This is a genomic window from Chitinophaga filiformis (assembly GCF_900102545.1).
Classification (GTDB): domain Bacteria; phylum Bacteroidota; class Bacteroidia; order Chitinophagales; family Chitinophagaceae; genus Chitinophaga; species Chitinophaga filiformis.
In genome coordinates, this window is record NZ_FNBN01000001.1 from 1283378 (window position 1) to 1296522 (window position 13145).

The 13145-nt window shown below is 43.8% G+C and carries 13 protein-coding genes and 1 tRNA gene; 7 read left to right on the forward strand and 7 right to left on the reverse strand.

Annotated elements, in window-relative coordinates:
• Window positions 1–61: 61 nt before the first annotated feature.
• The 3 genes from BLR32_RS05245 (at window position 62) to BLR32_RS05255 (ending at window position 1832) form a co-directional block, all read left to right on the forward strand.
• Window positions 62–469: a contact-dependent growth inhibition system immunity protein gene (locus BLR32_RS05245; protein WP_089829226.1), complete on the forward strand. Its 408-nt coding sequence runs from the start codon at window positions 62–64 to the stop codon at window positions 467–469.
• A gap of 156 nt (window positions 470–625) precedes the next feature.
• Window positions 626–1042 (forward strand): hypothetical protein, encoded by a 417-nt coding sequence (locus BLR32_RS05250; protein WP_089829228.1) that lies wholly within the window; start codon window positions 626–628, stop codon window positions 1040–1042.
• Between the two features lie 100 nt (window positions 1043–1142).
• Complete coding sequence (locus BLR32_RS05255; RefSeq protein ID WP_089829231.1) at window positions 1143–1832, forward strand: hypothetical protein; 690 nt, start codon at window positions 1143–1145, stop codon at window positions 1830–1832.
• Here BLR32_RS05255 and BLR32_RS05260 read toward each other — a convergent pair.
• The 6 genes from BLR32_RS05260 to hflX form a co-directional block, all read right to left on the reverse strand.
• A complete protein-coding gene (locus BLR32_RS05260) occupies window positions 1807–2583 on the reverse strand; it encodes a hypothetical protein (protein ID WP_089829232.1) in 777 nt (258 codons plus the stop codon). The two genes, BLR32_RS05255 and BLR32_RS05260, sit on opposite strands and share 26 nt — an antisense overlap.
• Before the next feature lie 124 nt (window positions 2584–2707).
• Complete coding sequence (locus BLR32_RS05265; RefSeq protein ID WP_089829234.1) at window positions 2708–3886, reverse strand: serine hydrolase domain-containing protein; 1179 nt, start codon at window positions 3884–3886, stop codon at window positions 2708–2710.
• Between the two features lie 204 nt (window positions 3887–4090).
• A tRNA-Asn gene (locus BLR32_RS05270) sits at window positions 4091–4164 on the reverse strand.
• A gap of 72 nt (window positions 4165–4236) precedes the next feature.
• The gene (locus BLR32_RS05275; protein WP_245705357.1) at window positions 4237–5832 is read right to left on the reverse strand and encodes an ArnT family glycosyltransferase; all 1596 of its coding nucleotides are present in this window, start codon (window positions 5830–5832) and stop codon (window positions 4237–4239) included.
• Between the two features lie 69 nt (window positions 5833–5901).
• Complete coding sequence (locus tag BLR32_RS05280; protein WP_089829235.1) at window positions 5902–6240, reverse strand: Rieske (2Fe-2S) protein; 339 nt, start codon at window positions 6238–6240, stop codon at window positions 5902–5904.
• A gap of 6 nt (window positions 6241–6246) precedes the next feature.
• A complete protein-coding gene (gene hflX / locus BLR32_RS05285) occupies window positions 6247–7437 on the reverse strand; it encodes a GTPase HflX (RefSeq protein ID WP_089829237.1) in 1191 nt (396 codons plus the stop codon).
• 136 nt (window positions 7438–7573) lie between these two features.
• On the opposite strand from hflX, the gene BLR32_RS05290 reads away from it, so the two are divergent.
• Both BLR32_RS05290 and BLR32_RS05295 read left to right on the forward strand, forming a co-directional pair.
• Window positions 7574–9601: a S9 family peptidase gene (locus tag BLR32_RS05290; RefSeq protein ID WP_089829239.1), complete on the forward strand. Its 2028-nt coding sequence runs from the start codon at window positions 7574–7576 to the stop codon at window positions 9599–9601.
• A gap of 78 nt (window positions 9602–9679) precedes the next feature.
• Window positions 9680–10468, forward strand: coding sequence for an enoyl-CoA hydratase-related protein (locus BLR32_RS05295; RefSeq protein WP_089829241.1), 789 nt, complete (start codon window positions 9680–9682; stop codon window positions 10466–10468).
• A gap of 119 nt (window positions 10469–10587) precedes the next feature.
• Here BLR32_RS05295 and BLR32_RS05300 read toward each other — a convergent pair whose 3' ends face one another.
• The gene (locus BLR32_RS05300) at window positions 10588–11286 is read right to left on the reverse strand and encodes an outer membrane beta-barrel protein (RefSeq protein ID WP_089829243.1); all 699 of its coding nucleotides are present in this window, start codon (window positions 11284–11286) and stop codon (window positions 10588–10590) included.
• A gap of 169 nt (window positions 11287–11455) precedes the next feature.
• Between BLR32_RS05300 and BLR32_RS05305 the strand changes: the two genes are divergently transcribed.
• Both BLR32_RS05305 and BLR32_RS05310 read left to right on the forward strand, forming a co-directional pair.
• On the forward strand, window positions 11456–12502 hold the full coding sequence (locus BLR32_RS05305; RefSeq protein ID WP_089829245.1) for a hypothetical protein: 1047 nt from the start codon (window positions 11456–11458) through the stop codon (window positions 12500–12502).
• 33 nt (window positions 12503–12535) lie between these two features.
• Entirely contained in the window at window positions 12536–13057 is a 522-nt protein-coding gene (locus BLR32_RS05310; protein ID WP_245705358.1) for a metalloprotease family protein, read from the forward strand.
• Window positions 13058–13145: the final 88 nt, after the last annotated feature.

Consider the following 13145-nt stretch of genomic DNA (forward strand, 5'->3'; position numbering starts at 1 on the left):
AGCAAGAGAATATACGTAAATACCTGCTCAAATTTAACTGGAAGAGTTAATTTAGCAACATATGATATCTACAAAGTCAATTGAGCAACTGGAAAATGATTACTGGAAGGATATAGAATTTCCGACAGGACTGGTTGAGCGTTGTTATCGCTATAGAAGGATTCCCATTGGTAATCTCACGCCTGGGCAGATCAGAACACTCATTAGTCAGCAAATTGGTTTAACATTTCTAATGCCGCTAGCATTAGAAATGTTGAGAAAAGATGTGTTAATTGAGACTGAATTATACGAGGGAGACCTGCTATCGGCAGTTCTAACGGCAGATATCTCATTCTGGAAACAATATCCCGCTATTAAATCAGAGGTCTTTCAATTGATTGAGGCTAAGAAGCAATCACTTGTACTTGATCAATCTGAAGATGCGAAATACATTAATAAGCTTCTGGAAAAAATTAGTTCATCAGTATAACGCGGTTTTATCAAAAAGGGTCTTCTCCACATTACCTACTTGACTGATATCAAACCAATTACATCCTTTACCATTATATTGAGTATAATTGTATCTCAAACATACACATCCTTGATAAAAAAATTACAAACGCGGCCCTATCATTTATTGCTATTAATGGCAACCATCATGTTTGCAACGTCCTTCCGTTATTATTATGACCAAATAGATATTCATTTACATGACACTTACTATGTAATACCTGTTCCTCTTATTTTCTGGGCATTCACATTATTTCTTTTGCTTTTCTGGGTTTCATACCATCTGACATTCCGGCTATTATTCAACAATGGGCTTATCTGGTTGCATATTATCAGCACTTTCTTCTTCTGGCCTCTGACAGTGTATATTTACGGATTTCCACTCATAGAAGACGCTACGATACTGCAATATAACTTTGCTACCTGGGAAGTCATCCAAAGACGTTTGCTTACTCAGGAAATTATTATGCTTGCGTTTACAGGGCTACAAGTCTTATATTTATTCAATCTTATTGGGGGCGTTATTAAAGTTGTTACTAAATCTTCTAAATAACTATTTAAAGCCCCTACAAGGAATCACCGTACAAGAATCTATCAGATACAATTATTTACCTTTAGGCTATTATTTAATATAAATAACCCATATAGTTAATATGGATAAGCTACCCTTAAAGGAGAACATTGGACTTGAAAACATTGATCCTCTCGATATAGACATGCTCCTGAAAAAATTAGAAATATCTTTCCATATTAAATTTGACAGCCCAGAACTGAAACAAGTGATAACATTCGGTGATCTTTGCGACCTGATTGTCAATAAGGTTGAAGGACGGGATACAAACGACTGTACTACGCAACAAGCATTTTACAAAATCCGTAAGGCAATAGTCGAGGCAGGGCAATATGATAAAGAGGCTTTGAAAACAAACACACACCTGGAAGAATTGTTCCCTCGCGGACAACGGCGTCAGCAGGTAAAAAAATTTGAAAGTATTTTAGGGATTAAGACCGAAATATTACAAGCGAAAGGTTGGTTAGTGTTTTCACTTCTGTTGGCGTTTCTGGCATCCTTCGTTGTTCTATTCTTTTCCTGGCAGATCGGATTTGGAGGAATGGTACTTTCCTTTATCGGGATTCATATCTCCTATAAGCTGGGCAAAGAGCTCAATTTAAAAACTGTTGGACAACTTGCAAAGAAGATTTCAAGAGAGCACTATAATAAAGTAAGACGTAACCCTACGACCATAAACCAGACAGAAATTATTCAAAAAGTAAAAGAGCTGTTTAAAGAATACTTAGATTTAGAAGATAAAGCACTTACAAAAGAAGCTCGTTTCTTTTGACCCTTGAAATAACACCCATTTCCTCAAGTTGTCGCCTAAGATTTGCAGCATATCGATGGGCTAAGTTTTCCTTTTCAACAACAGGTATTGTATTGTAGAAGTTATAACGCTGTTCCCATAATGCCAGATCTTCATCTTCCAGTCCAGGTCGTTCAACTATAGTCAGATAGTGAACATAATGCCCAAATTCATGCAGAAGGGTCCTATACAACTGAGTATTCCGTACATTCTCCGGCTCCATATCTGCTATCCAGTATTTGCCATTATTAATGAAGTTATGACCATCTTCTTTTAGTCTGTCAAGTTCCTTTTGACATTCTACTGAAAGCGACGTCTCCCATTTCATTTTCCTCGGATATTCTCCCGCCTCAAGAATAATCGCTGGGCAATAATCATTTTCAAATTCAAATGAATAAATAAGCCGTCCCCATACAGGCGATAATATCTCTTCTTTGCGTTTTGGCTGGCGCAATACTATTAATCTGAGGTCACCATAATCGTTAATAGGGATGTGCGCTATAATCTGTTGAATATCTTCAATAGAACATGCATGCAATGAACCTTCCCTTGTTTCTTCTATAACAAAAACAAATTTGTGATCATTAATTTCAACTTCCCGTTTTTGGTACTGGCCTAAAGATTCGAAATAGCTTAATCCAGCAACTCTTTGGGGTATGTTTAGTTTATTTTGCTGGCCATGCCCCTGCTTCGCTGTTCCAATATTTCTATTTCTTCTGGAAGGATTAAACATAAGGCATAATTTGGAGGTAAAAATAAAAAAGGATTTACCCGACTGACTTTTAATAGTTATTGATGGTATTGATTAAACATCACTCAATCTTTATCATTGACCAACCTGGATAGCTTCACAGCAGCTATTCTCTATTCCACATGGGCGGCCATTTGTACTCTCTGGATATCGACCTTAAGTATTCACGGATTACTGCCGTACCATCGTTTGAGTTTGTCATAATGACTACACCTCGTCCTTTATTCGCAAAGGCAACTGCATAACATGAAAATCCAGCGTTACCCCCACTATGTCGGTATCGCAGCGAATCGCCCCTTCCGTCAACACCAAAACCGAGCCCTCCTCCACCAGGAATCTTCTGCAGTACTTCCTGCGCGGTAGATGGCTTTAAAATACTATTTGAATCTACTCCTCTATATGAATCCCCGACGGCCAACATAAATCTCGCTAAATCTGAGGGCGTGGTCCATAAACCAGCAGCGGCTTGTTCGGGATAACGACGATATTCACCATCCACCATCTTATCAATAGAAAAATAGCCGGCAGCTGCATTCGCCTTCATTCTGTCTGGTAATTGAATTGAGAACTGGCTATGCCGCATATCAACAGGCTTAATAATCAGCTCTTCCATAGCACTGGCGAAGGGCTTACCTGTTATTTCTTCAATAAGTAATTGCAAGATTGTAAAACCACCACCTGAATATGATTCTTTAATTCCCGGCCGAAGATAAACGCGTACTGGTTGAGAATTGGCTGGAGGACTTCCATCCAGGATTTGCGTCAAATTTGGCAGAGAGTCCTGGGGGCGGTAGCCTGCAAACCCATGGACGGTTAGACCTGCCATATGACTTATAATTCTTCGGATTGTTACTTTATCCTGAGCAGTAAACTCATTCTCGGGAATTTTCCATTTTTTGAGATATTGATTAACGTCAGTATCGAGTGAAAAAAGGCCATTCTCCCATAGTCGTAACATAGCCATACTGGTTAGGGGTTTCGAAATGGATGCTGCCTGAAAAACAGTCGCACTATCAATTGCATCGTGTTCGTTTCTCAAACCGTAACAGCGAGTCCAGATGATTTTTCCCTCATCAAAGACAGCAACGCTCATTCCTTTTATTCCCAATGCAGCCATTCTTTGGGGAACGGTTTGCGCTGTTCCTGTCTCTTTTCCGCTGGCCGAAATGGTATAAAGGTGGTTCTCAATGTTGGTAATTGTGTTATTATAACTGGTCGATTTTCGTGTTGTAGAGCAGGAAATTGAGAGAACAAAGGATAGGCAGACGAGAACAATTGGACGCATTTTACAGGATGTTATCCTTTTTAAGGGCTAGCGCTGAATGCAGCAGATAGATAACTAATGTAATATAATAAAAAAGCGCTCACTTATGTGACACCCTGGATTTAAGATTTCAATATGATCCACAATTTCTGTTAGGAACTATCGAACATCACTCAAACAATCGAAAACAAAAAAGGCCTGCATTTCTGCAAGCCTTTTCTTTCGCTCCCCCTGCTGGACTTGAACCAGCGACCCTCTGATTAACAGTCAGATGCTCTAACCAACTGAGCTAAGGAGGAGTGTTTTTCCCGTTTCGGGATTGCAAAAATAGACAATTTTTCATTTCTGCAAAATTCTTTTCATATTTTTTTTCAAAACGAATCTACCAGTACCAGCAAACGCTTATCCACAGCAGCATCCCTTGTATAAAAATTCACAAATTGCAGGTCAAGTTTCGTCACCGGGAAGTGGGGGAAGGCATGTAATACCTTGCAATGATGCCCCTGAGCAACCAGCGAATCTTTCCACTGAGAAGTGGTATAGATCAACGACGGGCCCGGGGGTAATGTGTCGTATGACAACTGCGGGGCATTCAGGTAATACGTCAGCGCATAGGAATGCGCCCTATAAAATCCAACAGCGCCTCCTTTAAGGTTTTCATTTGCATAAAAGGCAACCGCACTGCCACTCTGATAACGCAGCACATCCGGATAGAACAGTCCGTTTAAAAAAAGATTCAGTGCTGCACTCGCCAGACAGGTACGGAAGAACACACGTGCTATTCCTTTCAATGGCAGCCATATAAAAACGCCTATTATGATCGCGATCAGTATAACTGCCACAAAATTGATTTGAGGCCGGTAAAGCGCCCATAAACCCGGAATAGCAGCGGCTATAATCCCAATGATAATATACTGTGTAATACGGAATGTCTTTTCTTTCTTAATAGACAGGATATATTGCGCCGTCAGGATTGAAAAGAAAGGGAAAATAATATTCAGATAGTGCGGCAACTGAAACTTAGACAATGAGAATAACAGAAAGGTCACGAGCGCCCCGCTGATACAATAATATTCCCTGGCCTGGCGTCCTTTCCTGATAAAAGTGATCACCGCCACATACAGGAAAATGGACCAGGGCAGGAAAGCCCACAACACCGTATGCAGAAAGAATGACGGATCTCCGCTGCCCTTGATCGGTCCGGAGTTCATGAAGCGCCCGAACTGGCTGTCCCAGAAAAAGAAGCGGATACCTGATACCCCGGTCTGTCCGAAAACGACTTTCTCCGGATGAGCGTCAAACTGCTGGTACAAGGCATACAGCTCCGGCGTGATGAACACACAGACCAACAAAGCCACAATCAGCCAGCGCAGGTGAAACAATTCCTTCCACTGCTTTGTGAATATAAATTGGCCGATTAATGCAAATCCTATCGGCACCAATGCAAAAGGGCCCTTAGTCATTACGGCCAGGGCAGCCAGTAATGCCCCCGGCAACAACTGCCGCTTGTACAAATGATATACACTTCCAATGATCAGGCCCGTGAGATAAGGCTCCGCACGGACATCCGTGCTGGAGATAACAAGATGCTCTGCCGTCAGCAGGATACACACTGACCAGCGGGCGACCTGTTCTCCGTAAAGATCCTTTGCAAAACGGTAGGTATATACCACTCCCAGCATCAGGAATAAGAAGGCCGGAAGCTTGTAGGCAAACGTCGTAAACCCGAATAGATTATAGGAGAGAGCCGCCATCCAGAAAGGGAAATGAGGCTTATCCAGCCAATCCTGACCATCCACAAACAGGTTCAGGTAATCATGATGCTGCACCATGTGCTTGGCGATACCAGCATATAAAGCGCCATCAGGCTCCATAATCGTAACCGGCAGACCACTGATATGTACAAATACCAGCAGACCGATCATCCATAAGCTGACTTTTTTCTCTGAGACAGAAGATAGTGACATGCGCAAAAGTTACAGCATGACAGCCACTTCCACAAAGCTGCGGGGGAGTTTAATCGAAAATTAACAGGGTCACCAACCGAACAAACTGGATTTCTCAAATCCGATATACATGCCATCTTCCCGCTGTTCCAGCGGATAGGTCTTCAGGTAGAAACCTTCACCACTGCTGTTGTACCCGTTCTTAATATTGAACCGGTACCTGTGCAGCGGACATACAACATTACCGGCATCATCTATAAAACCATCTGCCATGATACCGCTTGCATGCGGACATTTATAAGCAAAGGCATAGAGCTGCTGCTCATACAGGGTATAACAGATCTTTTTGCCCTGGATCTCTACTACACCTATCTCACCCTCCCTTGCATACAGGTCTGATAAACGATGCCAGTTGTATTGTTTTGCCATGAAATTTTAATAAAAATACTCGCTCTTGTATGGGTAACGTTCCCTGTACAGGGTGATAACTTTACTCAGGATAGTCTGACGCAATTCATCAATATTCTTACGCTCTAAAGCAGATATAAACACACAGTTGCCCTGGGTCCTGGTTTCCCAGTTCTCCTTCAGCTGGTTCAGGATGTCCTGTTTGATGTCGTCAGCCAACCATTTGTCAAATGTCTGCTGCTCATACAGGTCCATCTTGTTAAAGACCATGATGCTGGGCTTGTCGAATGCCTTCAGTTCCTGCAGGGTACGGTTCACGACTTCTACCTGATCTTCGTACTGCGGATGGGAAACGTCTACTACATGCAACAGAATATCACTTTCCCTGACCTCATCCAGCGTAGATTTGAAGCTCTCTACCAGGTGGTGGGGCAATTTGCGGATAAACCCAACAGTATCGCTCAGCAGGAAAGCCGTCTGGTCAAACACCACTTTACGGGTGGTAGTATCCAGGGTAGCGAACAGTTTGTTTTCTGCAAATACCTCACTTTTACTCAGGAGGTTCATGATGGTGCTCTTTCCCACATTCGTATATCCTACCAGGGCTACACGAATATATTCCCCGCGGTCCTTACGCTGGGTAAGCGACTGTTTATCAATCTCAGCCAGACGTTTCCTCAGCAGGGATATTTTATCCTTGATGATACGACGGTCTGTTTCAATTTCCGTTTCACCCGGACCACGGCTACCGATACCACCTCCCTGTCTTTCCAGGTGACTCCACATCCCTTTCAGACGAGGCAGGATGTACTGATACTGTGCCAGTTCCACCTGTACTTTCGCCTGCGCTGTACGGGCACGACGGGCGAAGATGTCCAGGATCAGATCACTACGATCTATCACCTTCACATTCAACACTTTCTCTATGTTGGCTATCTGGGAGCCCGTGAGCTCATCATCAAATATGACAAGATTGATGTTTCTGCCTGTAATAAAATCCTTAATCTCCTCCAGTTTACCCTTTCCCACAAAGGTGGCCCTGTCGGGATGGGATAACTTTTGGGTAAAACGCTTCACAGTAGTAGCACCGGCCGTTTCCGCCAGGAACACCAGTTCATCCAGGTACTCCTGCACCTGGCGCTCCGACTGCTCCTTATGAATCAATCCCACTATAACCGCTCTCTCTTCCTGTTGTACGACTTGTTTCTTTTCAATCAAAGTTTGTAATAATTTATTGCAAAGGTATGGAATTAGTCCATAGCCCCATATACGGCAAGGCATGGCCGTAATCCGCCGGTTCTTGCGTTACAAGTGACTATTTTACCTACATTTAGCCTCCAAACAAAATCTAAATATGCATAAATCACTTTTGTTAACATCACTTTTAATATCAACTATGGCAGTGGCTCAGCAGAAAATGACGCCGGAGCTGCTCTGGCAATTGGGCAGAGTCAGCGGGGAAACAATTACAGCGGATGGTAAAACAGTTATCTATGGCGTTTCGCGATATAATATTGCGGAGAATAAAAGCGAGAAGAACCTCTACGCTATCCCACTGGTGGGAGGAGCTGCTAAGCAGATCACTACGGAACCTGGTGCTGAAGGAGACGTGAGTGCTGTAGATGGCCAAAAGATCAGGTATTCCTATAAAGGCCAGCTGTGGGAAATCAATGCTGATGGCACCGGCGCTACCCAGATCACCCATATTGAAGGTGGATTGCAGAATATCCGTGTTTCTCCTGATGGTAAACATGTCCTGTTCTCCAAAGAAGTGAAGTTGAAAAAAGTGGCCGGCAGTGATTTTTATCCCGACCTTCCAAAATCCAACGTGCAGATATATGACAATCTCAACTACCGCCACTGGGATACCTGGGAAGACGGTAACTTCCAGCATGTATTTTATGCTACCTACGAGAATGGCCAGATAGGCACTCCTGTGGATATTATGGAAGGTGAATTGTACGACTGTCCGCAGATGCCTTTCGGCGGTGCAGAAGATATGATCTGGAGCCCTGATGGAAAAAGCATCATCTATGTTACCAAAAAGAAGTTCGGTAAGGAATATGCTGTCAGCACCAACACTGATATTTATGAATACAACCTGGAAACCCGCACCACCAAAAATCTTTCCGAAGGATTGGCTGGTTATGATGTAGCCCCTTCTTTCAGTCCCGATGGCAAATACCTGGCCTGGCTGGGTATGTCGAAAGATGGTTTTGAAGCAGACAAAAATGATATCATCATACTGGACCGCACCAGCGGTAAACGTACGAATCTTACCAAAGACTGGGACGGCACTGTTGCTTCCATCTATTGGACCAAAGATGGCAAACAACTGCTTTTCCTGGCTGTGATAAAAGGTACTGAACAACTGCTGGAAATCAGTCTTCAGAAAGATATCGCAGCCACTACTGCTAAAAATATACGCCAGGTAACAGAAGGCGATTTTGACATCAACGGTATTGTTGGGCAGGTTGGAAACACACTTGTAGTATCCCGCACTGATATGAACCATGCTGCGGAACTCTTTACTGTACAATTGCCTAAAGGCACTTTGCAACCACTCACTACGGTAAATAAAGAGACTTACGACAAGACCGGCATGTGTAAAGTGGAGAAACGCTGGATCAAAACTACAGACAACAAAGAGATGCTGGCCTGGGTAATATTCCCACCTGATTTCGATCCTGCAAAAAAATACCCGACATTATTGTATTGCCAGGGAGGCCCGCAGTCAGCACTTTCCCAGTTCTATTCTTACCGTTGGAACTTCCAGCTGATTGCCTCACAGGGTTACATTGTAGTAGCGCCTAACCGTCGCGGTATGCCTGGGCATGGGGTAGAATGGAACGCATCCATCAGTAAAGACTGGGGTGGTCAGCCAATACGCGATTATCTCAGTGCCATTGACGCCGTAAGTCAGGAGCCATATGTAGATAAAAACCGCCTGGGGGCTGTAGGCGCCAGCTACGGTGGCTACTCCGTATATATGCTGGCAGGCGTGCATAACAATCGCTTCAAGTCATTCATTGCGCACGATGGTCTTTTTGATCTGAAAAGCTGGTATGGCACTACTGAAGAACTCTGGTTTGCTAACTGGGATATCGGCGCTTACTGGGATGCAGCCAATGCAAAGGCTCACAAAGAATTCAATCCAAGTGAATACGCCAACAAATGGAATACACCAATCCTGATTATCCAGGGAGGAATTGATTTCCGTGTAGGCATTGAACAGGGTTTACAAGCCTTCCAGCTGGCACAGCTGAAAGGAATTAAAAGCAAACTGCTGTATTTCCCTGAAGAGAACCACTGGGTACTGAAAGCGCAAAACGCCCTGGTATGGCAGCGCGAATTCTTCCAATGGTTGAAAGAAACACTATAAAAAGTGGTCAGGCATTAAGTACCCGTAACGGTGCTTAATGCCTGATCGATAACTTCATTTTCTAAATTCCCCAACGTTATGTTCACCTCTCTCTTATTAGATGTCAGTGAGGGCATTGCTACCATCACACTTAATCGCCCTGACGTTTACAACGCTTTTGATGATCCACTGAGTTATGAATTACAGGATGCCCTTAAACAGGCAGAAAAAGATCCTTCCGTAAGGGTCGTAGTATTAACCGGCGCAGGTAATAAAGCTTTCAGCAGCGGACAGGATTTAAAAGCTGCGTTGAATGGGAATGGCGGCAAACGCGATCTTGGTGAATCGCTGCGTAAACGTTATAATCCTATTATCAGGGCTATAAGAAATATGCCGAAACCTGTTATCTGCCAGCTGAACGGCATCGCCGCCGGCGCCGGTTGTTCCATTGCCCTTGCCTGCGACATGATCATCGCCAGTGAAACCGCCGCAATGGTAGAGATATTTATCAATATAGCCCTGGTGCTGGACTCAGGATCATCTTATTTCCTGCCACGCACTGTCGGATACCACCGGGCCTTTGAACTGGCTACCAAGGCAACAAAACTATCCGCAGCAGAAGCGCAGCAACTTGGCTTTATCAATAAGGTTGTGAAACCGGAGGAACTGGAGGCCACTGTACGGGCCGAAGCATCTTTTTACGCCAATGCACCTACCAAGGCGATCGCCTTGCTGAAAAAGATGCTGACAAAAGGTATGACCGAAGACCTGGATGCTGTACTCGACTATGAAGCTTATTGCCAGGAAATTGCTGGTAACACTGCTGATAACACCGAGGGGATTCAGGCTTTCCTGGAGAAACGGAAGCCTGCTTTTAAAGGTAATTAACACTGTTCTCCTCTACGGCTTATCATAAGTTTCCAATGTTCAACATATCTATAAAAGCGAAAAAGGGCATCTCTTCAATGAAACGCCCTTTTTCGCTTTTAATATTTTGTATCAGCAGGTTATAAGCCGCTGATCATAAATCCGAAGGAATAAGGATTCACATCGTAAGTACCGTTGTCCTTGAATATACCGTTCAAAGCATAAGTACCATATAATGCGAAGTTACCGTAACCAACCCTTGCAGTACCCGCGAAACGCCATGTGTTAAAAAGACGTTTGCTGGCTTCTTTTTCAATCAGTTTTGAACCATTTACATTGGCTACTGAACGGGTATGTGCATTCAGCAGGTTACCTATTTTCAGACCCACACCTACCTTAAATCCTTTATTGGCATTCTCAGGCACCTGACGGTAGCGCAGCTCTAATGGCACTTCCAGGTAAGTAGCAGCCAGTTTGAACTTGCTGTAAGCATCTGTTTCCTGGAAATCCGGAACAGTAGATGCATTTCTTAAGTCCAGGCTCATTTTGCTCAGATGGTAATGATCAGAGCCTATTCCTAAACCTGCCGCAAGGCTGAAATTAGTTTTCTGCAAAGGAATATCGTACATAAATGCAATGTTGAGCTGGCGGTTAAATCCAGTATTGATAGCTCCAGCTCCCGTACCAGTCAATCCAACATATCCCAACTGAATCACTAAGAAATCCTTGGAATGTGCGGCTGCTCCCATAGCTTTATTAGCAACTGCATTCTTGGCATCCTGTGCAAAAACGCCAAAAGAAGCGGCCATCAGTCCCAGCGAAAAGAATAATTTCTTCATGTTTAAGTATAAAGTCTTGAAAAAGAATATTAGGCAAATTTAATGGAATAGGAATAAAACAAAGGGTTAAAATATTTATAAAATTAGGCCCTGTTTATATCTCTATCCCACCTCTTTCCGAATACCGTTCTAAAGACATATCTTTCCACTGTATAATATGTTAAGACCTATGGAAGAATTTAGTAACCGCATAAACCTACGTGCAGCAGGCTGCGCTAAATGTCATAACCCCAGATATGAACGCGGCTATCAGGTACGGCTTTGCAAGGACTGCCGGCGGGAATTATCCCGGTACCCGGTTACAAGAGAAGTGATCTGGGGCGCATTAGGGGTGAGCGTTATATTACTACTTGCCCTGTTCCGCTTACCCACTTACTTCAGGGCAGGGGTGGACTATATGAAGGCTATGGAATTCGCCAAAGAACGTAAATACGTCAGCGCAGAAAAGGGGTTCACAGCTACATTAAAACGATTTCCAGGGCATGTTGGCTCTATCGTACATCTTATTACGGCTTCATACTTCAATGACGACCAAACGAGAACGGATAGCCTGTATTCCGTACTGACAGCCACTCATACAACCTCGGATGACCAGGACCTGGTGGACGAACTCACCATTGTCACAGATAACAGCCGATACTTTAGTATCCAGGACAGCACGATAAGTAATCAACTGGATGCGTTAAGGGCAGATACCACTGCCTATTGTAAAGTACTGGAAGACTATCTGAAGAAGGCGCCCTATGACCTTGCGGCAGCGGTAAACCTGGCATATGCTTACCTTGAGCTCAAAAACTATAAAGGAGCTGATAGCCTGTGTAGAAAAGCAATACACGATGCACCACTGTTTAGGCCTCCCTATTTTGAATTACTGGCATCCCTGAAAGAGCAGGGGAGATATAAAGAAGGCCTTATCCTCACGCAGCAACTACTTGACCAAAACAAAGAAGCCCCGTCTGCACTTCTTACACTTTCCACCTTCCAGCTCAAACTGAAAAAAGATAAAGAAGCGCTCATTACAGCCCAACAGGCATTTCAATTGGAGCCGGAGAATCCGGATGTACTTACCACACTTTGCATGGCTTATCATTTTAATCACCAGCAGGTAGAATCCAATCGCCTTCTTACAAAACTGAAGGATATGCCGGGTAGCGATAGCAGCCATGTAGCAATGCTTCAGAATATAATTACCGATAAAACTCCCTACAGGGATTAAAATATTTACAAGATGATGATACCTGGCGTTTATATGGCCTTAATCACTTTTCCGGGCGTAGTGGTACACGAGTTTGCCCACCAGCTCTTCTGCCGCCTTTGCGGAGTGGCCATCTTCGATGTGAAATACTTCCAGATGGCCGATCCTGTAGGATATGTACAACATGAACCGGTAAAGAAACCTTTTCACCAATTGCTTATTAGTGTAGGCCCTTTCATTGTCAATAACATCCTTGCACTCGCCATTGCCTTTCCGGCTGCCATACCCGTATTCATGTTCAATGATGGTTCGCTCTTCGACTTCCTGTTGTTGTACCTGGGACTCTCCATCGCCATGCATGCCTTCCCAAGCACCACAGATGCAAAAGTGATGTGGGAAACGATCTGGCATGGAAAAAATGTACCGCTGTGGCTGAAGATCATTACTGTTCCGATCACGGGCCTGATCTATGCAGGCGCCATGGGTGCTGTGATGTGGCTTGACCTGGTCTGGGGAATGGGCGTCGCCTTCGGACTACCCATACTGATCGTTAAATTCCTCTCACAGGTGATGTAATCCTGTTAAAAAATAAAAGAGGATATATCATAAATAAATGAGCCTTGTTAGAATCGCATAAAAAGCTACCCTGTTCCATCAGGTACCT